This is a genomic window from Pseudomonas sp. PDM26, assembly GCF_019219185.1.
Taxonomy (GTDB): domain Bacteria; phylum Pseudomonadota; class Gammaproteobacteria; order Pseudomonadales; family Pseudomonadaceae; genus Aquipseudomonas.
Window position 1 is genome coordinate 59,132 of the sequence record NZ_JAHUWC010000001.1, and the last position, 25,778, is coordinate 84,909.

26 protein-coding genes, 1 pseudogene and 1 riboswitch are annotated in these 25,778 nt (G+C 59.8%); of the genes and pseudogenes, 15 read left to right on the top strand and 12 right to left on the bottom strand.

Annotated features, from left to right (window positions below):
- Nucleotides 1-89 precede the first annotated feature (89 nt).
- Together KW849_RS00310 and KW849_RS00315 are read left to right on the top strand one after the other, a co-directional pair.
- Nucleotides 90-575, top strand: a complete 486-nt coding sequence (locus tag KW849_RS00310) for a hypothetical protein (RefSeq protein WP_108214879.1) — start codon at nucleotides 90-92, stop codon at nucleotides 573-575.
- A gap of 63 nt (nucleotides 576-638) precedes the next feature.
- Nucleotides 639-926: a PA4642 family protein gene (locus KW849_RS00315; RefSeq protein WP_218426680.1), complete on the top strand. Its 288-nt coding sequence runs from the start codon at nucleotides 639-641 to the stop codon at nucleotides 924-926.
- 67 nt (nucleotides 927-993) lie between these two features.
- On the opposite strand, the gene mqo is transcribed toward KW849_RS00315, so the two are convergent.
- Together mqo and KW849_RS00325 are read right to left on the bottom strand one after the other, a co-directional pair.
- Nucleotides 994-2,502 carry a malate dehydrogenase (quinone) gene (gene mqo, locus KW849_RS00320; protein WP_218426683.1) on the bottom strand — a complete coding sequence of 503 codons (1,509 nt, stop codon included), beginning with the start codon at nucleotides 2,500-2,502 and terminating at the stop codon, nucleotides 994-996.
- A 738-nt stretch (nucleotides 2,503-3,240) separates the two neighbouring features.
- Nucleotides 3,241-3,480, bottom strand: coding sequence for a hypothetical protein (locus tag KW849_RS00325; RefSeq protein ID WP_108214882.1), 240 nt, complete (start codon nucleotides 3,478-3,480; stop codon nucleotides 3,241-3,243).
- Between the two features lie 204 nt (nucleotides 3,481-3,684).
- On the opposite strand from KW849_RS00325, the gene KW849_RS00330 reads away from it, so the two are divergent.
- Complete coding sequence (locus tag KW849_RS00330; protein ID WP_108214883.1) at nucleotides 3,685-4,269, top strand: YajG family lipoprotein; 585 nt, start codon at nucleotides 3,685-3,687, stop codon at nucleotides 4,267-4,269.
- Between the two features lie 122 nt (nucleotides 4,270-4,391).
- Here the strand turns inward: KW849_RS00330 and KW849_RS00335 are convergent, their stop codons facing one another.
- Nucleotides 4,392-4,598 (bottom strand): hypothetical protein, encoded by a 207-nt coding sequence (locus tag KW849_RS00335; RefSeq protein ID WP_218427844.1) that lies wholly within the window; start codon nucleotides 4,596-4,598, stop codon nucleotides 4,392-4,394.
- A 190-nt stretch (nucleotides 4,599-4,788) separates the two neighbouring features.
- On the opposite strand from KW849_RS00335, the gene KW849_RS00340 reads away from it, so the two are divergent.
- A complete protein-coding gene (locus KW849_RS00340) occupies nucleotides 4,789-5,067 on the top strand; it encodes a hypothetical protein (RefSeq protein ID WP_108214884.1) in 279 nt (92 codons plus the stop codon).
- A gap of 150 nt (nucleotides 5,068-5,217) precedes the next feature.
- Here the strand turns inward: KW849_RS00340 and KW849_RS00345 are convergent, their stop codons facing one another.
- The gene (locus tag KW849_RS00345) at nucleotides 5,218-6,384 is read right to left on the bottom strand and encodes a 1-acyl-sn-glycerol-3-phosphate acyltransferase (protein WP_218426685.1); all 1,167 of its coding nucleotides are present in this window, start codon (nucleotides 6,382-6,384) and stop codon (nucleotides 5,218-5,220) included.
- Nucleotides 6,385-6,524: 140 nt separating this feature from the next.
- Here KW849_RS00345 and KW849_RS00350 point away from each other — a divergent pair, with 140 nt between their 5' ends.
- Genes KW849_RS00350 through KW849_RS00360 form a run of 3 tightly spaced genes read left to right on the top strand, consistent with a single transcriptional unit; the run spans nucleotide 6,525 to nucleotide 7,636 of the window.
- Nucleotides 6,525-6,707, top strand: a complete 183-nt coding sequence (locus KW849_RS00350; RefSeq protein ID WP_218426687.1) for a CPXCG motif-containing cysteine-rich protein — start codon at nucleotides 6,525-6,527, stop codon at nucleotides 6,705-6,707.
- Between the two features lie 9 nt (nucleotides 6,708-6,716).
- Complete coding sequence (locus tag KW849_RS00355) at nucleotides 6,717-6,977, top strand: putative signal transducing protein (protein ID WP_108214887.1); 261 nt, start codon at nucleotides 6,717-6,719, stop codon at nucleotides 6,975-6,977.
- A 35-nt stretch (nucleotides 6,978-7,012) separates the two neighbouring features.
- Nucleotides 7,013-7,636, top strand: coding sequence for an SOS response-associated peptidase (locus tag KW849_RS00360; protein WP_218426689.1), 624 nt, complete (start codon nucleotides 7,013-7,015; stop codon nucleotides 7,634-7,636).
- 8 nt (nucleotides 7,637-7,644) lie between these two features.
- On the opposite strand, the pseudogene KW849_RS31200 reads toward KW849_RS00360, so the two are convergent.
- A pseudogene (locus tag KW849_RS31200) lies at nucleotides 7,645-7,767 on the bottom strand (hypothetical protein); the annotation flags it as partial.
- Nucleotides 7,768-7,995: 228 nt separating this feature from the next.
- Here KW849_RS31200 and KW849_RS00365 point away from each other — a divergent pair.
- Nucleotides 7,996-8,814: a M48 family metallopeptidase gene (locus tag KW849_RS00365; RefSeq protein ID WP_218426691.1), complete on the top strand. Its 819-nt coding sequence runs from the start codon at nucleotides 7,996-7,998 to the stop codon at nucleotides 8,812-8,814.
- Between the two features lie 67 nt (nucleotides 8,815-8,881).
- On the opposite strand, the gene KW849_RS00370 is transcribed toward KW849_RS00365, so the two are convergent.
- From KW849_RS00370 to KW849_RS00380, 3 genes are all read right to left on the bottom strand, one after another.
- The gene (locus tag KW849_RS00370; protein ID WP_108214890.1) at nucleotides 8,882-9,466 is read right to left on the bottom strand and encodes a TMEM165/GDT1 family protein; all 585 of its coding nucleotides are present in this window, start codon (nucleotides 9,464-9,466) and stop codon (nucleotides 8,882-8,884) included.
- A 90-nt stretch (nucleotides 9,467-9,556) separates the two neighbouring features.
- A riboswitch (yybP-ykoY riboswitch) is annotated at nucleotides 9,557-9,679 on the bottom strand.
- A gap of 40 nt (nucleotides 9,680-9,719) precedes the next feature.
- Nucleotides 9,720-10,718 (bottom strand): class I SAM-dependent methyltransferase, encoded by a 999-nt coding sequence (locus tag KW849_RS00375; RefSeq protein ID WP_218426693.1) that lies wholly within the window; start codon nucleotides 10,716-10,718, stop codon nucleotides 9,720-9,722.
- Between the two features lie 33 nt (nucleotides 10,719-10,751).
- A complete protein-coding gene (locus tag KW849_RS00380; protein WP_218426695.1) occupies nucleotides 10,752-11,717 on the bottom strand; it encodes a 2-hydroxyacid dehydrogenase in 966 nt (321 codons plus the stop codon).
- Between the two features lie 92 nt (nucleotides 11,718-11,809).
- Here KW849_RS00380 and KW849_RS00385 point away from each other — a divergent pair, with 92 nt between their 5' ends.
- The 7 genes from KW849_RS00385 to KW849_RS00415 all read left to right on the top strand — a co-directional run bounded on the left by KW849_RS00385 (nucleotide 11,810) and on the right by KW849_RS00415 (nucleotide 22,460).
- A complete protein-coding gene (locus tag KW849_RS00385; RefSeq protein ID WP_218426697.1) occupies nucleotides 11,810-12,439 on the top strand; it encodes a LysE family translocator in 630 nt (209 codons plus the stop codon).
- 242 nt (nucleotides 12,440-12,681) lie between these two features.
- The gene (locus KW849_RS00390) at nucleotides 12,682-14,364 is read left to right on the top strand and encodes a fatty acid--CoA ligase (protein ID WP_218426699.1); all 1,683 of its coding nucleotides are present in this window, start codon (nucleotides 12,682-12,684) and stop codon (nucleotides 14,362-14,364) included.
- 339 nt (nucleotides 14,365-14,703) lie between these two features.
- Nucleotides 14,704-16,605 carry a DUF1302 domain-containing protein gene (locus KW849_RS00395; protein ID WP_218426700.1) on the top strand — a complete coding sequence of 634 codons (1,902 nt, stop codon included), beginning with the start codon at nucleotides 14,704-14,706 and terminating at the stop codon, nucleotides 16,603-16,605.
- Between the two features lie 28 nt (nucleotides 16,606-16,633).
- The gene (locus tag KW849_RS00400) at nucleotides 16,634-17,998 is read left to right on the top strand and encodes a DUF1329 domain-containing protein (RefSeq protein ID WP_218426703.1); all 1,365 of its coding nucleotides are present in this window, start codon (nucleotides 16,634-16,636) and stop codon (nucleotides 17,996-17,998) included.
- Nucleotides 17,999-18,173: 175 nt separating this feature from the next.
- Nucleotides 18,174-20,912 (top strand): LuxR C-terminal-related transcriptional regulator, encoded by a 2,739-nt coding sequence (locus KW849_RS00405; RefSeq protein ID WP_218426705.1) that lies wholly within the window; start codon nucleotides 18,174-18,176, stop codon nucleotides 20,910-20,912.
- Nucleotides 20,913-20,998: 86 nt separating this feature from the next.
- Nucleotides 20,999-21,640, top strand: a complete 642-nt coding sequence (locus tag KW849_RS00410; RefSeq protein WP_218426707.1) for an MBL fold metallo-hydrolase — start codon at nucleotides 20,999-21,001, stop codon at nucleotides 21,638-21,640.
- Nucleotides 21,641-21,743: 103 nt separating this feature from the next.
- Complete coding sequence (locus tag KW849_RS00415; RefSeq protein ID WP_218426709.1) at nucleotides 21,744-22,460, top strand: OmpA family protein; 717 nt, start codon at nucleotides 21,744-21,746, stop codon at nucleotides 22,458-22,460.
- 126 nt (nucleotides 22,461-22,586) lie between these two features.
- Here KW849_RS00415 and ehuA read toward each other — a convergent pair whose 3' ends face one another.
- The 4 genes from ehuA to ehuB form a co-directional block, all read right to left on the bottom strand.
- Nucleotides 22,587-23,381 (bottom strand): ectoine/hydroxyectoine ABC transporter ATP-binding protein EhuA, encoded by a 795-nt coding sequence (ehuA, locus tag KW849_RS00420; protein ID WP_256357033.1) that lies wholly within the window; start codon nucleotides 23,379-23,381, stop codon nucleotides 22,587-22,589.
- Between the two features lie 80 nt (nucleotides 23,382-23,461).
- Complete coding sequence (ehuD, locus tag KW849_RS00425) at nucleotides 23,462-24,118, bottom strand: ectoine/hydroxyectoine ABC transporter permease subunit EhuD (protein ID WP_218426711.1); 657 nt, start codon at nucleotides 24,116-24,118, stop codon at nucleotides 23,462-23,464.
- Nucleotides 24,115-24,774, bottom strand: coding sequence for an ectoine/hydroxyectoine ABC transporter permease subunit EhuC (gene ehuC / locus KW849_RS00430; protein ID WP_218426713.1), 660 nt, complete (start codon nucleotides 24,772-24,774; stop codon nucleotides 24,115-24,117). Before ehuC ends, ehuD begins: the two co-directional genes overlap by 4 nt.
- Nucleotides 24,775-24,851: 77 nt before the next feature.
- Entirely contained in the window at nucleotides 24,852-25,706 is an 855-nt protein-coding gene (gene ehuB / locus KW849_RS00435) for an ectoine/hydroxyectoine ABC transporter substrate-binding protein EhuB (RefSeq protein ID WP_218426715.1), read from the bottom strand.
- Nucleotides 25,707-25,778 lie beyond the last annotated feature (72 nt).

Genomic DNA, 25,778 nt, shown 5'->3' on the forward strand with positions numbered 1-25,778 from the left:
TTCAAGTTCATCGTCGGAACGCCGCCCGGAGCAAGCTCGCTCCTACAGGGGCGTGATAAAGTGCCCGGCCTCGCCCTCCGGAGCTTGTCATGAGCCGTTCGATCCGCTGCTGCGCCGCCTTGTTGCTGACCCTCAGCCTGCCTTTGGCTGCCGCACCTGCGCCCATGCACAGTCAATTTCTGCCGCCGGACGATCTCACTCTGCGCGATGCCGATCCCGAACAGCAGCAACTGATGCAAGTCACCGATTATTCGGTGGTGGTCGGTGCCCAGCGTCAGTCCAATCAACAGCCGATTCCGGTCACGTCGCCTTTAATGATTCGTCTCAAGGGTAAATCCCTGAACAAGGGCGCCACCATCAGTCAGGTGCTGGTCAACTTCGATGGTGAAAGCAAAAGCCTGAAGAAGCCGGTCTACGACGATAAGAGCAAAACCCTGACCCTCTATTACCCGCTCGCTCAATACCGCGTGGTGATCGATTTGCTGCGCAATGACACGGTGTATTGTCAGTTTCTCAGCTACGCCAATGGCCATGTCTGGGCCGATCTGCACACCGGCAGCACTCGTCCGCGTTGAGCCTTGTGCCTGCGCAGGGGTAAACTGCCCGCCCCGTGTAATGTCTGCGAGCTGGAGTCGGCAATGCGTAAAGATAAAAAACAAGTGATTGGTGACGAGATCGGCGATGAGCAGATCAAGTTGTTCCTCGATTTCGAACCGGTCGACGCGACTTCTCCGTCCCTGCACAAACTGGTCAAGGCCTACCGTGGCCTGCGCATCGACGATTTCGAGCGTTTCCTGACGTTCTTCGTCGAAGCGGGTTACGACGTGAATGGCAAGGATGAGCACGGCAATGACTTCGTTGCCCTGATCAAGGATCAGCGCAATGCCGCCGAGTACATCGAGCTGATCAACAAGGCTCGCGGTTAAGATCTTTTAACGGCACAAAAAAACGCCCCGCCCTCAATGAGGACGGGGCGTTTTTCATGCGGCCGAATCAAGCGTAGCTTTCGGTCTCGTTACTGGCTTCAACCAGTTCCAGCGCGACGTTGTTGTGCGCATTGATCTTGCGATACAGCGCAGCGTCGGTTTCCAGAACCTTTTCCCGGGCCGGGAAGATTTCGGCCAGTTTGGTGGCCCATTCGCCCTTGGCTTTGCCCGGGAAGCATTTTTCGATCAGCTCAAGCATGATCGAAACGGTTACCGAGGCACCTGGCGAAGCGCCGAGCAGTGCCGCCAGGGAACCGTCCTTGGCCGCGACCAGTTCGGTACCGAATTGCAGGATGCCGCCTTTTTTCGGGTCTTTCTTGATGATTTGCACCCGTTGGCCGGCCACTTCCAGGCGCCAGTCTTCGGCTTTCGCTTGCGGGTAGAAGCGACGCAGGGATTCCAGGCGCTGCTCCATCGACTGCATCACTTCGCTGACCAGGTACTTGGTCAGGTCCATGTTGTTTTTCGCAACGGACAGCATCGGGCCGATGTTGCCGGCACGAACCGACATCGGCAGGTCCATGAAGGAACCGTGCTTGAGGAACTTGGTGGTAAAGCCGGCGTATGGTCCGAACAGCAGGGACTTCTTGCCTTCGACCACGCGGGTGTCCAGGTGCGGCACGGACATTGGCGGCGAACCCACGGCAGCCTGGCTGTAGACCTTGGCCTGGTGGTGCTTGACCACTTCCGGGTTGTCGCAACGCAGCCACTGGCCGCTGATCGGGAAGCCGCCGAAGCCTTTGCTCTCTTCGATACCAGAGGCTTGCAGCAGCGGCAGCGCCGCACCGCCCGCGCCGAGGAAGACGAATTTTGCATCGACTTCACGGGTGTTGCCGCTGTTGACGTCCTTGATGCTGACGGTCCAGCCGCCGTTGCTGCGCTTGAGGCCGGTCACGCGCTTGCAGTACTTGACCTGGGCATCGGGTGCGCTGGTCAGGTGCTTGAGCAACTGGTTGGTCAGGGCGCCGAAGTTGACGTCGGTGCCATTGATCACGCGGGTCGCAGCGAGGGTTTCGCCAGGATCGCGGCCAGGCATCATCAGCGGCATCCACTCGGCCATCCTGGCCTTGTCTTCGGTGTATTCCATGTCCGCGAAGGCGTGGTGCTTGCTCAGCACCTTGAAGCGTTCCTTGAGGAAGGACACGCCGCTGTCGCCCTGCACGAAGCTCAGGTGTGGCACCGGGCTGATGAACGATTTGCACGAGCCGAACGTGCCTTTCCTGGTCAAATACGACCAGAACTGCTTCGACACCTCGAACTGGGTGTTGATGTGCACGGCTTTCTTGATGTCGACGGTGCCATCGGCGGCCTGCGGCGTGTAGTTGAGCTCACACAGCCCGGCGTGGCCGGTACCGGCGTTGTTCCACGGGTTGGAACTCTCCGCGGCACCGGAATCCATCAGCTCGACGACTTCCAGCTTGATCGCGGGGTCGAGCTCTTTGAGCAGTACCGCCAGGGTGGCACTCATGATGCCGGCCCCAACCAGTACTACGTCGACTGCTTCGTTATGCGCCATTTAACGCGTCTCCAAAATCTGCAGCACCAAATTGTCGGCATGGCTGCCAGGAGTGACGGGGCGTGTCAGTGTTGCCCCAGGTACCCATGGCAGGATCGCCATGTCCGAATCTTCGCAATTTATCGCAACTTCGACGGACGCTACCTGCCGGGCCTATGAGCCATATGAACTCATTTCAGCGCGCGGGAGGCAATTCGACTTATGGTCGATACATCCGTTTGTGCAACCAAATCCGTAGCGGACAGGCTTCAGGCTCCGGTGTTCGAGGAGTACTCGGTCCTGTGTCGTTGGGCTGTTGTAGACGCTAATGGTGCATGTTCAGACGCAAAACTATTCATTTGCTCGCCACACTCTTGTGAAGTTGTGAAAACCCGTTTTTTTCACGCTCTTTTGAAGACGTGAACCTCAAAAAGGGCTGTCCCAGCCTGGCACCGTGCCCGGATGAAATTGCCGCCATGGGATACAAGGCAGGCAAAACGGGCAGACAGCTCAGTGACCGAGCGTAATGACAGCTCTGCAGATTCGCGAAAAGTGGAGGTTTTGCTCAACAAAACAGCAAGCGCGCCAGCTTCACTCGATCTGTGTGGGCGGCTCTCTGTGGGCGGTGCGGGGTGTCAATACAAGCGCATTGACGATGCTGCGAGGCCCGATCAGGAGACGTCCTTATAATCGGGGGGAGATTGTATCTAAGAAACGCAGGGAAATGGTCGTGTTTAATGACTTTTATTAGGTGTTTGGTCAGGTCGTCATCAGATGCTGCGCACGTGAGCGTGGCTGTTGCTGTTGCGAAACGACGCGGGCGCCGGCCGGCAGCGGCTGATTCAGCCAGTTCAGACGGACTTCTTCGATTTCAACCCAGCCATCGCCCATGGGCTGGAGGCTGCACTGCTTGAAGGCCTGGCAGTGGCCATTGCGGTCGAGCAGGGCGAAGCAGCGATGCAGTGGACGTGGGGCGAACAGAGAGATCAGATGGCGCATGGTGAAGTACCGTGTGGGTGACTGCCGATAAGATTGCCTTCAGGTCATTACGTGCAAGTGTATGAGTAGTGACACCTGTGTGACAGGAACCGCATTCCCCAGGGGCTGTCAGAGATTTCATCAAACGCTGTGAGGTGCTGGTTCCCCGCAGTGGCGCACCGCTATACTGCCGGCCTGTTTGTGCCTGATTCTGGAGAGAAGAGCATGTTGCAACGCCTGTTGTTCGGTTTGATCACTGTGACCAGTTTGACCCTGGTTGGCTGCGCCCACAGCCCGCAACAACTGAACCCGGAACCCAAGCTGACTGCCCAGTTGGCCCCTGTCGGCCATGGCCAGCCTGTCGTGGTGCGCGTAGTGGACGGTCGTCCGTCGCCGACGCTGGGCACCCGTGGTGGCCTGTACCCGGAGACCAGTGCGATCACCGTGCAGGGCGCGCAGATCCTGCCGAAGCTGCAGGCCCAGGCTGAAGCTGCCGTGCGTCTGTTGGGCTTTACCCCGACGAACAATGCCATGAATGCACCGCAACTGACCGTGACCCTGGCAGAGTTGAAGTACCAGTCGCCCAAGGAAGGCATGTACGTGACCGAAGCTACCATCGGCGCGACGTTCCGCTCCGATGTACAGAACGCCAATCGTCGCTACAGCGGCCGTTATGGTTCGTCCCTGGACCAGCGCTTCGGTATGGCGCCGAACCAGGAAACCAACACCAAGCTGGTCAGCGATGTGCTGAGCGATGCATTGACCCGCCTGTTCAAGGACCCGACCGTGGGTCAGATTCTCGGCGAGTAATGCGAGCCATGTAGGAGCTGCCGCAGGCTGCGATCTTTTGATCTTGTTTTTTAAGGCTTGGAGCCGCCGAAGATCAAAATCAAAAGATCGCAGCCTGCGGCAGCTCCTACAGAAAGATATCGTCAAGCCGCTTGTGAGTAAAAATCCAGCACACTGACACCCGTCAGCAAATCCATCTCCGGCAAATCCGCATGTTGATGCCCGCCCAGGGCGCAATACACCAGCCAATGGCGGTCCTGAACGTTGAAAGCGAGGCTGCCGACGAGGGCTTGCTGTTCGTCGCTGGGGCTGATGAGGTAAAGACGATCCTGGTTTTCGGCGTGGAGCATGACGTGGTCCCTGTCGGTTTCGAGGCGCGCATGGTCGCCGATACAGATGACGAAGCCGTGACGCAGGACAGCCATTGATCAATTGCATTGTTATTTGTCGGAAACAGAGGGCAGGCGCGCAGGCTTTCGGTAGAATCCGCGCCGCGGTCGCCGGTCCGGCACCTGCCACCTGTTTGACTTGAGGTTTGTGATGTCGCTGCACTTGATGACGCTGTTTACCGCCCATCCCGCCAAATTGATCAATCTGCTGGCCTTGCTCTTTGCCTTCCCGGGCGGCTGGCTGCTGCACGCCACCCGTCGTCGTGAAATGCGCGCGATGGCCAGCCTTCAGTCACAGCGCCAGAGCAGCCCCAACGTAGAGCCCACGCTGGACTGGGCGACCTTGCGCAAGAACCGGTTTTTCTACATCTTCGGTTTTGCCTGCATGGGGATGGCGCTGCTGGTTTCCTGGATCAGCACTCAGGTCTGAGCCTTTTCAAAGTAAAAGATCGCAGCCTTCGGCAGCTCCTACAGGTGTACATCAATCCTGTGTAGGAGCTGCCGAAGGCTGCGATCTCTTGATCTTGATCTAAAAAGAACGGCGCCCGAAGGCGCCGTTCTCGTATCCAGTCGAAGCCGCTTACAGCGGCAACCCGGCCTTCACCCGGTACTGATTGCGCACCGGCGTTGCATATTGCAGCACCAGGAACGGACGATGCTCTTCAGGGCAGACGTCCAGGCGGCGTTGCCATTCCTCCCGGGCCTTGACCAGTTCCTCGGCAGGGAACACTTCGGCGGCTTTTGGCACCTGCAACTGCGGATCGGCATCCTTCCACTGCGCATAAGCCAGGTAGTGCACCGGGAACAAGCGATAGCCGCTGAGGATTTGCCTGTCCATCTCGACCGCCAACTGCTTGGTGTCTTCGAACCGTTCGCTGATCGGCGCGGCAAAGTTCACGTGCACCCGACCCTTGTAGCCGGTGATGCCCTTGGCGATGCTCACGTCATCCTCGCCTGGCACCTTGGTGTAGCTTCCGCTGGTGGCGCGGATGTAAAGCTCGCGGGCTTTGGCCTGATCGCAGGGGTCGTATTCGTAGCTGATCGACACCGGGGTCAGGTTCAGCGACTGGATGACCTCGCCGAAGGGCTCGTCCTTGCGGCTCATGTGGAACATCTTGAGGATCGCCGATTCGGTACGGTCGTCACCGTCCTTGGCGCGGCCCTCGGCCTGGGCAATCCAGATCGAGGCGCAATCGTTGCGGATCGAATGGTTGATGTACGCCGACAGCAATTGATAGGCCGCCATTTTCTCCCGGCGTCCGCTGATCGAGCGGTGCACGATGAAGCTCTTGTTCAGGCGCATCAGGTCGCTGACGAAAGGCTTTTGCAACAGGTTGTCGCCAATGGCGATGCGCGGGGTCGGCAGGCCGGCGTGGTATACGGCATAGTTGACGAAGGCCGGATCCATCACGATATCGCGGTGGTTGGCGATAAACAGGTAGGCATTGCCGGACTTGAATTGCTCCACCCCGGTATAAGTGACACCGTCGGTGGCGCGCTCGATGGTGTGGTCGACGTAAACCTCGACTTTGTCCTGTAACGTGGCCACGGAGGTAATGCCGGCAAATTCACGGCGCAACCGATGGGCTATAAGAGGTTTGAGTGCCCAGCCTAAAGCGCCGGCGAAACGCGGGAAGCGGAAGTGGGTGAGGATATCTAGAAACGCCTTGTCGCCGAGCAGCCGTGCCAGCACTGCCGGGACTTCACTGTCGTCGTAAGGTCGGATGGCATCGAATTCGCCCATCATGCTCTCTTGTTGGAAACGGCTAGGGTAAGTAAAGGTTTTGATCGAAAAACCGGCGGGGCACGGTCTAAAAAAGCAGCCAGATAAAAATAGCCCTGCAAATAGACCGGCGATTATACGCACAAGTCACCTGGGAGACCGCGATGCTGGAAACTGCGCAATATGAATGTCCGTATTGTGGTGAGGAAGTCGAGACGACGCTGGATTTGTCCGGTGGCGATCAGACCTATATTGAAGACTGTCAGGTGTGCTGCCGGCCGATAACCTTCGTATTGCAGGTTCATGAAGAGGAATGGCATCTCGAAGTGTTCAGTGAAAACGACTGAGGGGCATGTATGCAGCGCATCTACGATCCGGAGAACCTGATGGAAGGCGAGTTGCTGCAAGGCATGCTCGCCAGCGAGGGCATCGAGGCGCATCTGGTGGGCCGGGATTTGCTCGGGGGCAGCGGGGAGTTGCCGATCTATGGCTTGCTCGGGCTGTCGGTCGAGAACGATCAGGCTGCATACGCCCGGGAGCTGATCACCGCGTACAATGCCGCGCTGCCGCTGTCCGGCGATGAACCGGAGAGCTTTCCCGGCACGCTGGTCTGTTAGGCTGGCGTTCGTTTGATCAAGAGCCGTGTTGCCCCATGTGTGGACGTTATGCCCTGTTTCGCTGGAATCCCGCCTTCGCGGCGCTGCCCGGTTTTCCCGCCGACCAGCAGGCGCAGTGGAACATTTCCCCCAATGATTCGGTGTTGATGCTGCGGGCCGGGCCTGACGGCCAGCGCACGCTGGCCCGCGCCCGCTGGGGCTTGACGCCGCCCTGGCTGACCGATCTGTCCCGCACCCCGGCCCACGCCCGCGCCGAAACCGTCGCCGAACAGCCAATGTTTCGCCAGGCCCTGCGCGAGCGCCGCTGCCTGTTGCCGGCCAACGGTTTCTACGAATGGCGCGGCACGACGCGCAAGCGCCCGTACTGGCTGACACCGGGGGAGGGCTCGTCATTGTTCTTTGCGGCGATCTGGGAGGCGTATCCGGTGCAAGAGCAGGTTTGGCTGAGTACCGCCGTGATTACCCAGCCGGCGGCAAGCCAGCGGCGGCCGTTGATTCTGGATGAGGCGGGGCAGGCTGCGTGGCTGGACCCCGAGACGCCATTGCATGCTTTGCAAGCCTTGCTGGCCAGTGAACCTGCCGCATTGCGCGAACGGGTCCTGGCCAACATGGTGAATGACCCGAAACTCAATGGGCCGGAGTGTCTCACTCCGGGTTGATCTTGCTCTTAAACCCTGAACTGATTGATCAACCGCCGCTGCTGCTCGGTCAGCCTGGTCAAATCCGCACTGGCCGCGCTCGACTCATCCGCACCGCCGGCCACTTCATTGGCCACCTGGTCGATCTCGGCGATCTGCTTGGGTGGGTATGAGCGCGGCAGTTGAAAGGACTGTTCTTACGTGTCGGATGTCGTAATTGAATCAATGCGCGACGTGATCGGCTGCGGGTTTTCGCCGTATGTGAATTTTTTCTACGGTGATGAGAGCTTTGTCCGAATTGTGCGTCTTACGTCCGTTGTATCTAGCATCGTTACATTTCCACGCCTAGGATACGCGGCATGTTTTCAGGGAATTTTTTGATGAACAAGATTTTGGTTGTCAGTGCACTGGGCGCAGCGCTGCTGCTCACCGGTTGTCAGTCGGTCAATACCACCAGCGGCGGTGCCGTGGGCGTTGAGCGCAAGCAGTACATGTTCAGCATGTTGTCCTCGCAAGAGGTCGACCAGATGTACGCCCAGTCCTATCAGAAGACAGTGGGCGAAGCGTCCACCAAAGGTGTGCTGGACAAGACCAGCAATGAAGCCCAGCGGGTTCAGGCGATTGCCGACCGGCTGATTGCCCAGGCGCCGACGTTTCGTCCGGACGCGGCTCAGTGGAAGTGGGAAGTCAACCTGATCAAGAGCGATGAGCTCAACGCCAACTGCGGCCCTGGTGGCAAGATCATCTTTTACACCGGCCTGATCGACAGACTGAAACTGACCGACGATGAAATCGCCGCGATCATGGGCCATGAAATCGCCCACGCCCTGCGTGAGCACGGTCGTGAAGCGATGTCCAAGGCTTACGGCATCGAAATGGCCAAGCAGGGCGCCGGTACCTTATTGGGGGTGGGGCAGGACACGATGGCCCTGGCCGATACCGTGGCCAACTACGGCATGACCTTGCCCAACAGTCGCGCCAATGAAAACGAAGCAGACCTGATTGGCCTGGAACTGGCGGCCCGCGCCGGCTACAACCCGAATGCCGCGATCACCCTGTGGAACAAAATGAGCAAGGTTTCGGAAGGTGCGCCACCGGAGTTCATGAGCACTCACCCGGCGTCGTCGAGTCGTATTGCGGCGTTGCAGGCGGCGATTCCGAAGGTCATGCCGCTTTACGAGCAAGCCAAGAAGTCCTGATAGTCATGTGCTGAAAATGTGGCGAGGGGGCTTGCCCCCTCGCCACCGATTGATTTCAGTACCCGGGTCAAACCCACCCGCTGCTCTGCATCGCCTTGTACACCGCGACAATCGCCAGGACGAAGAACGCCGATGCCGCCAGTCGACGGATCAGGGTCAATGGCAACTTGTCCGCGGCAAAGTTACCGGCCAGTACCACGGGCACGTTGGCAATCAACATGCCGAGGGTGGTGCCGATGATCACCAGCCACAACTCCGGATATTGTGCAGCCAGCATCACGGTCGCGATCTGCGTCTTGTCGCCGATTTCCGCCAGGAAGAACGCGATCAGCGTGGTCAGGAATGGCCCGAACTTGCGGGCGGTGCTGGCTTCGTCGTCATCCATCTTGTCCGGCACCAGGGTCCACAAGGCAGTCGCGGCGAAGCTCGCGGCGAGGATCCAGTGCAGCATCGTATCCGAGAAGAAACTGCCGACCCAGGCGCCTATCGCACCGGCTGCAGCGTGGTTGGCCAGGGTCGCGGCGACGATACCGGCGATGATCGGCCAGGGCTTGCGGAAGCGGGCAGCGAGAATGAGCGCGAGCAGTTGCGTCTTGTCGCCGATTTCGGCCAAGGCAACGATTGCGGTAGGTACGAGTAGTGAATCCAGCATCAGGGGTTTTCCTAAGGGGCGGGTCGACACGGCTATGACACGTACAGCCTTCCCGCCCCGGGTAAGGTGTTCGTGTCATAGGTCTTGTCAAACCCTGCGATCCATCTGATGTGGATGCTTGGGTCGCATGCGCCATGGTCTTTTGACCAAGTATGTTGACGCATGCCGGACGAGCGTGGCGCTCGTGGGAGACTACTCCCCTAGGACGGAGCGGATTCTGCCTAGGCAAAATCCATTCGGCAAGTACAAATTACTATCCGCGTTTGGCCCGGTAGATTCGGAAACCCTGTCCTTCGGCCTTGATCGCACATACACCCAGATGCTCTTCGATCAGCGGTTGATACTTCAGGAAGCTGTTCGCAACCAAGCGAAGTTCGCCACCGTTTTTCAGATGTTTGGCCGCTTTTCGCAGCAAGTTCTCCGTTGCGAAATAGTCGGTGTGCACCCCGACATGGAACGGCGGATTGCTCAGGATCGCACTCAACCCCATGGGCGCGGCGTCGATACCGTCACCGGTAATCACCTCGGCTTCCAGACCATTGGCCGCCAGGGTCAGACGACTGCTGGCAGCGGCAAAGGCATCCACATCCAGCAAAGTGACCTGGTTGTGCGGGTAACGACGTTTCACCGCCGCGCCCAAGACCCCTGCACCGCAGCCGAAGTCCAGCAGGTGACCGCTCGGCAGTTTGTCCAGGTGTTCCAGCAGCAGCGCGCTGCCGCGATCCAGGCGACCATGGCTGAACACCCCCGGCAGGCTGATGACCTTCAGCGGGCCTTCGGCCAGTGGCAGTTCGTACGTCTGCGCCAGGCTTTCCAGCGGTTTGGCTTCAGGCGCGTTGGCTACGGTGACCAGCCAGAGCTGGCAGTGCCGCGCGCTATCGAGTTTGCGTGGCTTGCCGAACGGATTGAGTTGTTTGGCGGCACCTTCGATGCCGCTTTTTTTCTCGCCGACCAGATACAGCTCACGGCCGGCCAGCCGCGAGGCGAGGGCGTTGAGGATGTAGTCGGTCAGGTCCTTGGCCTTGGGCAGAAACACCACGGCGGTATCGAACGCACGCTCGGGCGCATTCACGCCAAAATGGCTGCGCTCGGCGAAACGGGCGTCCAGCACGGCCTGATCGCCGGCGTGCCAGCACCAGCCGTGAGCGTCGGGCAGACGGCCCAGCAAGTCGTCGGCAGGCAAACCGGCCAACAACACCGAACCCTGGAATAACTCGGTCTGACGAAGCAGTACTTCACTGCGCGGATCCATAACTGCTCCCGTGAAAAAAAGTGCCGCAGTTTATCAACTGACGACCCGCAGCGCCTTACCGCTGAAGTATCCCTGTGCATTTTCGGTCACTTGACCAACGATTCGCTGGCGCGCTTCGCGGCTGCCCCAGGCGTTGTGCGGGGTGACGATCAGGCGCGGAATATCGTGGGCCAGCAGCGGATTGCCATTAATGGGTGGCTCGACGCTCAGCACGTCCGTGGCGGCGCCGCCCAGATGCCCGTTGCGCAGGGCGTCGGCCAGTGCCTGTTCGTCGATCAGACCACCGCGTGCGGTGTTGACCACAAATGCACCGGGCTTCATCGAGGCCAGTTCACGGGCACCGATGAAGTGGCGGGTATGTTCGTTGAGTGGGCAGTGCAGGGTCAGGGCGTCGACCTGTGGCAACAGTTCATCCAGCGGCAAGCGGTCCGGCCGGGCGGGGCGTCCGGGAATTTGCCCCGGCAGAACGCGCATGCCGAAGGCTTCGGCCAGCCGTGCGACCGCGCCGCCCAATTCGCCGTAGCCCAGCAGTCCAAGGGTTTTGCCTTCGAGTTCGACAATCGGGTAATCCAGCAAACAGAACTGTTTGGCCTGCTGCCAGCGGCCTTCGCCGACGGCTTTTTGATAATCGGCCAGGCGTGTGGCCAGGTTGAGCAGCAGCATGATCGTGTGCTGCGCCACCGATGGCGTACCGTAGCCCTGGCAGTTGCACACGGTAATCCCATGGGCGCGGGCGGCGGCGAGGTCGACATTGTTGGTGCCGGTGGCGGTGATCAGGATCAGCTTGAGATCAGGGCTGGCGGCCATGGCGGCGGCATCGATGACAATTTTGTTGCTGATGGCGACGGTGGCGCCCTTGAGGTGTTCGATGACTTGATCGGGCAAGGTCTGGGCGAACAGCTGCAAATCACTGAAACAATTGCGCAGCGGGTTGAGGTCAAGGTCGCCGAGGTCCAGGGACGGATGGTCGAGGAAAACGGCGCGGCGAGTGTTCGTCATCAACTGTACCTTTTGTGCATTGAACTGAAGGCGTAATCTGCCGAGCCTACCAGATGGAATAAATAGTTACGCTTGGCCTGAAGGAGCCCCCCATGTACTGGACAGAGTTCTTGACCGTTGCCCTGATTCACCTGCTGGCCGTGGCCAGCCCCGGCCCGGACTTTGCCGTGGTGGTGCGTGAGAGTGTTACCCACGGTCGCCGCGCGGGCACCTGGACCGCGCTGGGTGTGGGGACGGCGATTTTCCTGCACGTGGGTTATTCGTTGTTGGGTATCGGCCTGATCGTGTCCCAGTCGATCGTGCTGTTCAATGCCTTGAAATGGGCCGCCGCCGCTTACCTGCTGTACATCGGTTACAAGGCACTGCGCGCGCAACCGGCCAAGCCTGTGGCGGACGATCTGCACAAGGAAGCCGGCGAGCGCACGGCCCGTGGTGCCTTCACCTCAGGTTTCGTCACTAACGGTCTCAATCCGAAGGCCACGCTGTTCTTCCTCTCACTGTTCACCGTGGTGATCAACCCGCAAACACCACTGGCCGTACAGGCCGGTTACGGGGTTTACCTGGCGGTGGCGACGGCAACCTGGTTCTGCCTGGTGGCGATGTTGTTCAGCCAGCAGCGCGTACGCGCCGGGTTTGCGCGCATGGGGCACTGGTTCGACCGGACCATGGGCGCGGTGCTGATTGCGATTGGCGTGAAGCTGGCTTTTACCGAGATGCATTGATCAATCACACATCCCGCAGGAGCTGCCGAAGGCTGCGATCTTTTGATATTGCTTTTTCAAGATCAAAAGATCGCAGCCAGGGGCAGTTCCTACAGTTCCTGTCATGAAAGCCTACGGATGCTGGCGCAACGCTAGCACTGCGCGGCTCTGCAAATCATTCCTTTGGCTGATTTGGCTGACGATCAAGGGCACTACAGTGCGTACTTTCAGTCACGACCGTGCAGTCAGAAAAAGGGATTCTTATGTTGCAGACTCGCGTTATCCCCCCGGCCGAAGGCGCTTACCAGTACCCGCTGTTGATCAAGCGGCTGCTGATGTCTGGTGCCCGTTATGAGAAAACCCGCGAGATCATCTACCGCGACAAGTTGCGCTACAGCTACCCGACCCTGATCGAACGGGTGGCCCGTCTGGCCAACGTGCTGACAGCGGCCGGGGTCAAGCCCGGGGATGCCGTGGGCGTGATGGACTGGGATAGCCATCGTTACCTGGAATGCATGTTCGCCATCCCGATGATCGGTGCGGTGATCCATACCATCAACGTGCGCCTGTCGCCGGAACAGATCCTCTACACCATGAACCACGCCGAGGACCGCTTCGTGCTGGTCAACAGCGAGTTCGTCGGCCTCTACAAGGCCATCGAAGGGCATCTGACGACGGTCGACAAAACCCTGTTGCTGACTGACCTGCCGGAAAAAACCGCGGACCTGCCGAACCTCGTCGGCGAATACGAACAACTGCTGGCCGCGGCGAGCCCGCAGTACGACTTCGAGGATTTCGACGAAAACTCGGTCGCGACCACGTTCTATACCACCGGCACCACCGGTAACCCCAAGGGTGTGTACTTCACCCATCGGCAACTGGTGCTGCACACCATAGGGGTGTCGACCATCATGGGCGCGATCGATAGTGTGCGCTTGCTGGGCACCAGCGACGTGTACATGCCGATCACCCCGATGTTCCACGTCCACGCCTGGGGCTTGCCGTATGTGGCGACCATGCTCGGGCTCAAGCAGGTGTATCCCGGCCGCTATGACCCGGAGTACCTGGTGGAATTGTGGCGCAAGGAGAAGGTCACGTTCTCCCATTGCGTGCCGACCATCCTGCAGATGGTCCTCAATGCCAAGGCTGCGCAGAATGTCGACTTCGGCGGCTGGAAAATCGTCATCGGCGGCAGCGCCCTGAACCGCACCTTGTATGAGGCGGCCAAGGCCAAAGGCATTCAGTTGACCGCCGCCTACGGCATGTCGGAAACCGGGCCGCTGGTGTCGTGCGCGCACCTCAACGACGAATTGATGGCCGGAACCGAAGACGAACGCACCACTTACCGGATCAAGGCCGGTGTGCCGGGGCCACTGGTGGAGGCGGCGATCGTCGACACCGAGGGCAACTTCCTGCCCGCCGACGGCGAGACTCAGGGTGAACTGGTGCTGCGTGCACCGTGGCTCACCGAGGGTTATTTCAACGAGCCGCAGAAGGGCGCCGAGCTCTGGGCCGGCGGCTGGCTGCACACCGGCGACGTGGCGACCCTGGACAGCATGGGCGTGATCGACATTCGTGACCGGATCAAGGACGTGATCAAGACCGGTGGCGAGTGGATATCCTCCCTGGACCTCGAAGACCTGATCAGCCGTCATGAAGCGGTACGTGAAGTAGCAGTGGTGGGGATCCCCGATCCGCAGTGGGGGGAGCGGCCGTTTGCCCTGCTGGTGGTTCGTGAGGGGTACGTAATCGGAGCCCGGGAACTCAAGGAACACCTCAAGCCGTTTGTGGAGCTGGGGCACCTGAGCAAGTGGGCGATTCCGAGCCAGATCGCGCTTGTTACTGAAATTCCCAAGACCAGCGTCGGCAAACTCGACAAGAAGCGTATTCGTGTCGACATCACCGAATGGCAGGCCACCAACAGTACCTTCCTCTCGACGCTTTAAGCGCCTCCCGGCGTGCCCGAAAGGGCACGCCAGCCCCACCAAGCAAGCGCTTGGCTTGTCAAATCGATTTTTTCAGCCATCCTTGCCGTGCCGACGGGCGTCGGACTGGCGAAAGGACTGTTCCAGAGTGGCTGGCAGCTGCAAATCACACTTTAGAGGGATCAAGCACAACTACCTGCTGGCTATAGTCCGCTCAAGGATTTTTAAGAACGGAGCAACCGCACGAACCGGGGCGATGCATCTTTGGAATGACTTTGGGACGCTATGGCTCCCGGTTATCCACAGCGTTTTTAGAAGTGCTCATTGCCATAAAAATAAAATGCACATGGAGTAGCGTCGATGACATCAGTAAACCAGTTCTGGCGCCGGGCGAAACTGCCCCTGGCTGTCAGTCTTGCCTCTACGCTCGCCGGGCCAGCATTCGGCGTCAGTTTCAACGTAGGTGAAATCGAAGGTCAGTTCGACTCATCCCTGTCGATTGGTGCCAGCTGGTCTACTCAGCAGCCGAACAAGAACCTCATCGGTGTCAACAACGGCGGCAAGGGTTTGTCCCAGACCTCTGATGACGGTCACCTGAACTTCAAGAGCGGGGAAACCTTCTCGAAGATCTTCAAGGGCATCCATGACCTTGAACTGAAATACGGCGATACCGGTGTTTTCGTCCGTGGCAAATACTGGTACGACTTTGAACTGAAGGACGAAAACCGTCCGTTCAAGGACATCAGCGACGAGGGCCGCAAGGAGGGCGCCAAGTCCGCCGGCGGCCAGATCCTCGACGCCTTCGTCTACCACAACTACTCCATTGCCGATCAACCAGGTTCCGTGCGCCTGGGCAAGCAGGTCGTGAGCTGGGGTGAAAGTACCTTCATCGGTGGTGGCATCAACTCGATCAACCCGATCGACGTGTCCGCGTTCCGTCGTCCGGGTGCCGAGATCAAGGAAGGCCTGATCCCGGTCAACATGTTCTATGTGTCCCAGAGCCTGACCGAAAACCTCTCGGCCGAAGCGTTCTACCAAATTGAATGGGACCAGACCGTCGTCGACAACTGCGGCACGTTCTTCTCCCAGCCAGACATCGTTGCCGACGGCTGCAACGACAACCTGCGTGTACTGGCCAAGCGCTCGCAAATTCCGGCCGTTGCCCTGGGGCCTTTGGCCGCCAATGGCGTCGACGTCAACAACGAGGGTGTTCTGGTACGCCGTGGCGGCGATCGCGATGCCCGTGACAGCGGCCAGTGGGGCGCGTCCTTCAAGTACATGTTCGATCCGCTGGACACCGAGTTCGGCGCCTACTTCATGAACTACCACAGCCGTGCGCCGATCTTCAGCGCCACCGGTGCGCCGCAGTCGGTCTACAACACCGCAGCGGGGCTTCCGGGCCCGTTCGCCGCGCTGGCGCCATTGCTGGTGGCGGGTAATTCGCAGTACTTCATCGAATACCCGGAAGACATTCGCCTGTATGGCCTGAGCTTCTCCACCACCCTGCCTACCGGTACGGCGTGGAGTGGTGAGATCAGCTACCGTCCGAACGCTCCGGTGCAGCTCAACTCCACCGACATCCTGTTCGCCGGTGTACGTCCTTTGGGTAATAACAACCCGAACAATCCGTTGACCAACGCATCGCTGCTGACCGGCGTGCCGGGTCAAGACCTGCACGGGTATCGTCGCAAGGAAGTCACCCAGTTCCAGACTACCCTGACGCACTTCTTCGACCAGGTCATGGGCGCCAGCCGTCTGACCCTGGTGGGTGAAGTGGGCGTGACCCACGTTGGCGGCCTGGAAAGCACTTCCGACGTTCGTTATGGCCGCGATCCGGTCTACGGCCCGGGTGAGTTGCCAGCCTCTGGTGCGCTCGATACCTGCGTGGCGCTCAACACCAGCACCATCAACGGTGCGGGCCCGGGTACGCCGACCAACAACCGCAGCCGCAACTGCACCAACGAAGGCTTCACCACCCCGACTTCGTGGGGCTACCGCGGTCGCGCCATCTGGGAGTACAACGACGTGTTTGCCGGTGTGAACCTCAAGCCGAACGTTGCCTGGTCCCATGACGTGAGCGGTTACTCCCCTGGCCCTGGCGGCAACTTCGAGGAAGGCCGCAAAGCGGTGAGCCTGGGTGTCGATGCCGAGTACCAGAACACCTACACCGCGAGCCTGGCATACACCAATTTCTTCGACGGCAAGTACACCACCGTGGATGACCGCGACTTCGTTGCGCTCAGCGTCGGCGTGAACTTCTAAGCACTGCATTTTCTGGACGAACGCACATATGAAAATAACAAAGAGTCTGTTCCACGCCAGTGTTCTGGGTCTTTCGCTGCTGGCGACCAGCGTCATCGCAGCGGTTCCCCAGGCCGAGGCCGACAAGCTGGGCAAGAGCCTGACCCCGATGGGCGCCGAAATGGCGGGCAACGCCGACGGTTCGATCCCGGTCTGGAAGCCGATGGCGAAGAACGCCGGTACGGTCGACAGCAAAGGTTTCCTGTCCAATCCGTTCGCCAGCGAAAAACCGCTGTTCACCATCACGGCGCAGAACGTCGACCAATACAAGGATAAGCTCGCCCCGGGCCAGTACGCGATGTTCAAGCGCTACCCGGAAACCTTCAAGATGCCGGTCTATCCGTCACATCGCGGTGCCACCGTGCCGGATGACGTGTTCGCCGCCATCAAGAAGAACGCCACCAACACCAAGCTGGTGTCCGGCGGCAACGGCCTGGAGAACTTTGAAACCGCCATTCCATTCCCCATTCCCCAAAGCGGCGTTGAAGTCATCTGGAACCACATCACCCGCTATCGCGGGGGCAGCGTGACCCGTCTGGTGACCCAGGCCACACCGCAACCGAATGGCTCGTATAGCATGGTGTACTTCCAGGACCAGTTCGTGTTCCGCGACAAGATGAAGGATTACGACCCGAAAAACCCGGGCAACATCCTGTTCTACTTCAAGCAGAAAGTGACCGCGCCAGCGCGTCTGGCCGGTGGTGTACTGCTGGTGCACGAAACCCTCGACCAGGTGAAGGAACCGCGTTCGGCGTGGGTCTACAATGCTGGTCAGCGTCGTGTGCGTCGTGCCCCGCAAGTGTCCTATGACGGTCCGGGTACGGCTGCCGATGGCCTGCGTACTTCCGATAACCTGGACATGTTCAACGGTGCACCGGATCGTTACGACTGGAAGCTCGAAGGCAAGAAAGAGATGTACATCGCCTCCGACAGCTACAAACTCGACTCGCCAACGCTCAAGTACGACGACATCATCAAGGCCGGTCACATCAACCAGGACTTGGCTCGTTACGAGTTGCGTCGTGTGTGGCATGTGGTTGCAACCCTGAAGGAAGGTCAGCGCCACATCTACGCCAAGCGTGACTTCTACATCGACGAAGACACCTGGCAAGCAGCGGTCATCGATCACTACGACGGTCGCGGACAACTTTGGCGCGTCGCCGAGGCCCATGCCGAGAACTACTACGACAAGCAAGTGCCGTGGTATGCCCTCGAAGCCCTGTATGACCTGCAATCGGGTCGTTACCTGGCGCTGGGCATGAAGAACGAAGAGAAGTCGGCTTATGACTTCGGCTTCACTGCCACCACCAGCGACTTCACCCCGGCCGCCTTGCGTCAGGACGGTGTTCGCTAAGGTGATCTGAGTAGAGGCCGCATCCTCTGAAAACGCCCCGACTGGTTCGGGGCGTTTTTTTTGTTTGTAGACTTTTTGTAGCCATTTGTAGCAACTACCTTCATTCCCTAGCCGTTTACGGCTAGTCTGCGGACATCTGCAACGCCGCCACCCGCAATTCAAACAAGAGCCGGCTATGACTGATTTGTCTACATCCCCAGGTTCTGCAAACGTTGCTGCCGCGACATTCGACGGGCGCTTCTTCCGCCCGCCGCTGCCCGACGGCCATGTGCTGCGTCCACGTTTGTGCGAACGCCTGAGTGCCGGGCTCGGCGGCAGGCTGTTGCTGGTCAGCGCACCGGCAGGATTCGGCAAGAGTTCGTTGGCGGTGGAGTTTTGTCAGGGGCTGCCGGCGCATTGGCGAAGTCTCTGGCTGGGGTTGAGCCCGCGCGACAGTGACCCGGGGCGTTTTCTCGAACGACTGCTGGAAGGTCTTCAGGACTATTTCCCGCATCTGGGCAGGCAATCGCTCGGGCTGTTGAAAATGCGCCAGCGCCATCAGCCGTTCGCGTTCGAAGAATGGCTGGACGGCCTGCTTGACGAACTGGCCGTGCACCTGTCTACAGCGACGCCATTACTGCTGGTGCTGGATGATTACCATCTGGCCCAAGGGCCGGTGCTGGACCGCTGCCTGCAGTTTTTCCTCAATCATCTTCCCGATGGCTTGCTGGTGATGGTCACCAGTCGTCAACGTCCCGACTGGCACCTGGCGCGACTGCGGCTGTCACGGCAACTACTTGAGTTGCATGAACAGGATCTGCGCCTGACCCACGACGAAGCCTTGAGCCTGCTCGACCGGCACAGCAGCTCCTTGCGCGGTGAGGCACTGGAAAACCTGATCCAGCGCAGCGAAGGCTGGGTCGCGGGGTTGCGCTTCTGGCTGCTGGCCGCCTCGGAGGCAGGCACCGATGGCGCGCTGCCGCAATCGTTGCACGGCGGGGAAGGGCTGATCCGCGATTATCTGCTCGAAGAAGTCATCGATTGCCTGCCTGCCGAGGTCCAGTCGTTCCTCTACGACACGGCACCCCAGGAACGCTTTTGCAGCGAACTGTGCGACGCCGTTCGCGACGCCCATGACAGCGGGGAGATCCTGCGCTTTCTGCTTGCCCACCAGGTGTTCCTGGTGCCACTGGACGAGCATGGCCATTGGTATCGTTACCACCACCTGTTTTCCGATCTGTTGCGCACACGGCCTGCTTCCCAGTCGATGGTGCCGGCCGCCAGTCTGCACCTGCGTGCCTGCCGCTGGTTCAATGCCCAGGGACTGCTCGATGAGGCCGTGGAGCAGGCCTTGCGTGCCGGTCACCTGGACGTCGCGGCGAACCTGGTGCAGAACCTCTCCGAAGAGCAACTGCTGGCCGAGCAGAACGTCGGCATGTTGCTGCGCTGGAAAATGGACTTGCCTGACAGTTTGCTGATCAGCACGCCGCGACTGATTGTGCTCTATAGCTGGGCGCTGGGGATGGCTTGTCAACTGGATGCCGCCGAGGAACTGGCCAGCCATTTGAGTCGCTTCCTGCCCGCTCCGTCGGCCACCGCCCAGAAGTCCATGCTGGCTCAATGGTTGGCATTGAGTGGCATCATTGCCCGTGGGCGCGGCAACCGCGAACTGACGCTGCGGTACTGCCGCGAAGCGTTGGAAAGTCTTCCATGCAAGCGTTACGGCCAGCGCCTGATGTGCCTCTCGACCCTGTCCAACCTGGCCATTGCCGACGGTGATTTGTGGCGGGCGCGGGGGCTGAACCGTGAATCGCTGGAGCTGGCGCAACGGGTCGGCAACCCGTTGTTCGAAGCGCTGGCGCACTACGACCGCGCCCGGGTGCTGCAAGCGCGCGGAGAAATCTGTCGGGCGCTGGAGGAGGTCCGTCAGGGGATGCGACGCCTGCAGAGCTTGTCTGCGCAGCGGCTGTATGCAGTTCGAGCCCGGCTGACCTTGTATGAAGGCTTTCTGCTGGCCCTGCGCATGCAGCCGCAGGCGGCGCGGCTGCGATTGCAGGCCGGTTTGAGCGAGGCGCGCGCCTGTCGTGACATCAGCGTACTGATCGGCCATTGTGTGATTGCCAGGCTGGAGGGCAGCAGCGGCGAGTTCGCCAAAGCCTTTGCCGAACTGGCCGAAGCCGAACGGCTGATGCACATCTGGGATGTGCCACCGATCTACTACCTGGCCATGATCACCCTGGTCAAATGTGAGCTCTGGCTGGCCCAGGGGCGTACCGATCTGGCCGAAGCCTGGCTGTCGCGCCTGGGGCAGACCTATAACGGCGAAAACGGGGCGGCACCACCGGAATTCCACCCGCAATTGCCGCTGCATATCGAATTGCAACAAGCCTTGCTCGACGTCATCCTGGGCCAACCGATGCTGGCCGAAGGGCGTTTGAATGCACTGCTTGAACATGGCCAGCAAAGCGGTCGGCAGCTGCTCAGTGTCATGGCGTTGACCCAGAAAGTGGCGTTATTGCTGGGTAGTGGGCGGGAGCCGGAAGCACGCAAGGCACTGGCTCAGGCGCTGGACGCCGCTGGCGGAGGCGTGTTGCAACCCTTTGAGGGCTTGTTGGCCGAGCACCCGGACTGGCTGCGTGGGCAGCTTCAAAGCTGTCCGCCAACCCCCGTTTCCCTGAACCTCAGTGAAAAACTGCCGGCATTGGCTGCTCGTCCCGGACTGGAGTCCTGCGCGGCCGCGGAACAGCTCAGCACGCGGGAAATGGCGGTTCTGCGATTGATCGCCCAAGGCTGTTCGAACCAGGAAATCAGCGATCAGCTGTTTATCTCCCTGCACACGGTCAAGACCCACGCCAGCCACATCAACAGCAAGCTTGGGGTCGAACGGCGCACGCAGGCGGTGGCGCGGGCCAAGGAGCTGGGAGTTTTGGGTTAAGGATTCTTCACGTTACCCATCGTGGCCATTGGCTGGATACTCAAGTGTGCGAAAATCCCTCGTCCCCGTTTATCGAGCAGGCCCTGATGTCCCAGCAATCCACCCTCATCCGCGAAACCTTCCCCGTCGGTCCTTTGCAGTGCAACTGCACGATCATCGGCGATCCGGTGACGAAAAAGGCCATCGTTGTCGATCCGGGTGGCAATCATGAACTGATCCTGGCGCGTCTCGATGCCTTGGGGCTGAAAGTGGTCAGCATCATTCACACCCACGCCCACCTCGATCATTTCCTGGCTTCCGGTCAACTCAAGGAGAAAACCGGCGCGACCCTGCATTTGCACAAGGAAGACCAGTTTCTGTGGGACAACCTGGAAATGCAGTGCCAGATGTTCGGTGTCCCTTACACCCCGGTGCCGTCTCCGGACCGCTGGCTGGCCGATGATGAAGAACTGGCCTGCGGATGTGGCGTGGCGCTGCACACGCCAGGTCATACGCCGGGCTCCATGAGCTTCTGGTTTTCCGAGGCCAAGCTGCTGATTGCCGGTGATACGCTGTTTCGTCGCGGCGTCGGGCGCACGGATTTGTGGGGCGGCGACCAGGCCACCATCGTGCGTTCGATCAAGCAGCGGCTGTACACCCTCGACGAAGACGCGACCGTGGTAACCGGACATGGTCCGGACACCCGTCTGGGCGACGAAATGCGCGAGAACCCCTTTGTTCGGGGCTGATTTGTAACATTCGGAATTTTTACCCGTTAACATGATCCAACGCCCGCAAAGACTGATGCCTTGGTCCGTTGCACCACAGAATGCAAAAAAGTAGGAGCTTTACATGTTCACCACGCGTCGTTTGATTATTCTCGCTACGGCTGTGGCCGTTTTGTCCGGTTGTGCCTCGCCTAACCCATACGGCGGTCAGGGGCAAGCCCAGGGCCAGACGGATAGCGGCTCCGAAGGCATGAGCAAGACCGCGAAATACGGTGGCCTCGGCGCTCTGGCCGGTGCGCTGGCCGGTGCTGCGATCAACCACGATAACCGTGGCAAGGGCGCCCTGATCGGTGCTGCGGTGGTCGGTGCTTCTGCCGCCGGCTACGGCTACTACGCCGATCAACAAGAGAAAAAGCTGCGCGCCAGCATGGCCAACACCGGTGTTGAAGTGCAGCGCCAGGGCGACCAGATCAAACTGATCATGCCGGGCAACATCACGTTCGCGACCGATTCGGCGAATATTGCCTCAGGTTTCTATCAGCCGCTGAACAACCTGGCGGGCTCGCTGAAAGAGTTCAACCAGAACCAGATCGAGATCGTCGGCTATACCGACAGCACCGGCAGTCGCCAGCACAACATGGACCTGTCCCAGCGTCGCGCCCAAAGCGTGGCAACCTACCTGACCTCGCAAGGTGTCAGCGGTGCCAACCTGAGCGCCCGTGGCGCCGGCCCGGATAGCCCGGTTGCCAGCAACGCTGACGTCAATGGCCGTGCGCAGAACCGCCGTGTAGAGGTCAACCTCAAGGCGATTCCTGGCCAGCAGTATGGTGCTCAGCAGTAAGGCTCCGGCCATACCGTAAAAACAAATTGTGGGAGCGAGCCTGCTCGCGAAAGCAGTGTGTCAGACAGCATCAATGTCGACTGGCACACCCTCTTCGCGAGCAGGCTCGCTCCCACATTGCGATCCCTAGTTGGCTTCCTTCACCGCGCTGAGAAATGCGCAGGTCCGTTCCTGCTGTGGATGTTCGAAGATCTGCGCCGGTGTGCCCTGCTCGTGAATCTGACCCTTGTAGAAGAAGCACACACGGTCGGCGAACTCCCGGGCAAACCCCATCTGGTGCGTGACCATCAGCATGGTCAGGTTGTGTTCGGCGCCGAGCTTGCGGATCACGTTGAGCACTTCGCCGCACAGTTCCGGGTCGAGCGCTGAAGTCACTTCGTCGAAGAGCATGACTTTGGGACGCATGGCCAACGCCCGGGCAATGGCCACCCGTTGTTGCTGCCCACCGGACAGCTGTGAAGGGTAATGCCCCAGCTTGCTGCCCAGGCCCACCAGTTCCAAAAGGTCCGCCGCTCGTTCGCGTGCTTCGGCCGGCTTCATGCCCAGCACTTGCACCGGCGCCTCAATGACGTTTTGCAAGGCCGTCATGTGCGGAAACAGGTTGAAGCTCTGGAACACCATGCCGATCTTGCCGCGAACGCGACGGATATGCTTGTCGTTGGCAGGCACCAGCACGCCGTTGCGATTGGGCATGTGCGTCAACAATTCATCCTCGATGCGGATCAATCCGTCATCAATGCCCTCGAGCGTCATCAACACCCGCAGCAGCGTGGATTTTCCCGAGCCGCTGGGGCCGATGATCGCGACTTTTTCGCCTGGAGTGACGTCCAGATTCAAGTGGTCGAGCACCGTGAAACTGCCGTAGCTCTTGGTGACGTCCTGGAAGCTGACAATCGGCTTGACCGGTTTCGATTCATGCATGGCACAGGCCTCTTGCTGATGCAGCGATGTCAGGTTGCCGCGCCGGGAAAGGTCGTTGGAAGTCGAGATAGGAGAAGTCATTAGCGTAGCTCCAGACGCAGTTCGAGGCGCCGTACCAGATAAGCCAAAGCGATGCTCAGGGCGAGGAAAAACAGACCGACCATGGTGATCGGCTCCAGATAACGGAAGTTCTCGGAACCAATGTTCTTGGCTTGTTGCATGATCTCGACCACGGTAATGGCCGACAGCACCGGCGTGTCCTTGAGCATGGCCACCAGGTAATTGCCCAGCGGCGGCAGGATCGGCCGCAGGGCCTGGGGCAGGATTATGTTGCGGTAGGCGCTGTACGGCGCGATGTTCAGTGCCGTAACGGCCTCCCACTGCGCCCGCGGCACGGCGTCGAGGCCACCGCGGTAAACCTCGGCGATGTAGCAGGCGTAATGCACACCGATGCCGATCACCCCCACCTGCATGGCTGTCATGCTCACGCCGAAATTGGGCAGCACGTAATAGAGGAAATACACCTGGATCAACAGCGGCGTGCTGCGGATGAATTCGATCACCCCGGCGATCGACCACGAAAGCCAGAACAGGCGACTGCGTCGGCCGATGGCCAGAAACAATCCCAGCACAATGGCGATCAGGAAACCGAGCAGGGTAATGCCCACGGTGTTCAGCGATGCCCGGAGCAAATCGGGCAGGATCTGCCAGGCATATGTCCAATCGAACAGGGTCATGACAGACCTCCACGCATCCGGCCGCGAGCCAAACGTCGCTCAATGCTGCGCATGCCGAGGTTGATCGCTTGAGCCAGAAGGAAGTACATCGCCAGCGCCAGGCTGAAGATTTCCAGGGTCTGGAAAGTGGCCTGGTCCAGTTGCCGGGCCCGGAAGCTGAGGTCCGACAGGGTGATCAGCGAGACCAGGGAAGTATTTTTCAGCAACTCGATCAGCAGATTGGTGCCCGGTGGAATGGCCGCCAGCAACGCCTGGGGCAGAATGATTCGCCGAAAGCGCTTGTAGCCGCTGAAGTTCAATGCGGTCGCCGCTTCGTACTGACCTTTGGCAACGGAGCTGATCGCACCGCGCATCACCTCCGCGCCGTAAGCACCGATGTGCAGGCCGAGGCCGACAATGGCCACGCTGTAGGGGCTCAGTTCCAGATTGAACGGTGGCAGCGGCAACACGAAAAACAGCCAGAACAATTGCACCAGCAACGACGTGCCGCGGAACACTTCAATGTAGGCGACCGAAAACCAGCTCACCGCTCGCCACGGCGACATGCGCCCGACTGCCGCCAGAATGGCGGCGACGATCGCCAGCAGCGAGCTGAAGAATGTCACCTGGAGTGTCACCCAGGCGCCTTGTACCAAAAGCGGAAGTAATTCACCCATTGTTCACACCTGCGTGGTTCAACATCCGGAGTCAGCAGGGAAATAGGCATCGCGCCGCAGCGCCATGCCCATTCCGGCTATTGAGCGCAGAGCTCGGCAGCCGTTTTGCTGGTCACGTTGGATTTGTCGAAGCCGAAAGGGGCGACCGTCTTGAGGTGCTCTTCGGAGCCCAGCCACTTTTTCAGTTCGGCGTTGACGGCATCTCGCAGGTCCTTGTCTTCCGGGCGGAAGGCGAGGGCGCCGTAACCGGTATGCGACGGGTCATCCTTGAATTCGGTGACCGCTTCGACCTTTTCACCACCCTTGCCGGCCAGGCCTTTCATGGTCAGTTGGGTGCCGACGGCCGCATCTGCACGCCCGGCGCGCACGGCTTGCAACTGCGCGGTGGTGTCGGGCACCTGGAGGATTTGCGCGTCCTTCACGCCAGAGTCTCGCGCGTATTTCAGGTTGACCGTGCCGGCCATGATCGCCAGTTTCACATCCGGGTTCTTGGCGATGTCTTCATAGCTGTGCAGATTCTTCGGGTTGCCTTTGGTGGTCAGGAGGGCGTCGGGCAACTGGTATTGCGGATCGGTGAAGATGACCTGCTTGCAGCGCTCGGGCGTGATGTACATGCCCGCGGCAATCACGTCGAAACGCCCGGCGCGCAGGCCGGGGATCAACGAGCCCCATTCGGTCAGCACACCATCGACTTTCTTGATACCCATTTTTTCAAAGATGAGCTTGGCGATTTCCGGTGATTCACCGGTGACACTGCCATCGGTTTCAGTGAAGGCGAATGGGGTTTCGTTCGCGTAACCAATGCGGATGCTGCTGTTTTTCGTAATGGTTTCCAGCGTCGTGGCGTGGGCACTGGTGGCCAGGCCGAATATCGCGCAAGCCATGAACAGGTGACGCAAGACATGGGGAGTGCGGGGAATGGAATTGCTCATCGATAAAATCTCCTGTTTCTTGTGGACCCGTCGTTGACGGCTCTGTGGTAGGAGGCAGTGTGACAAGAGCAA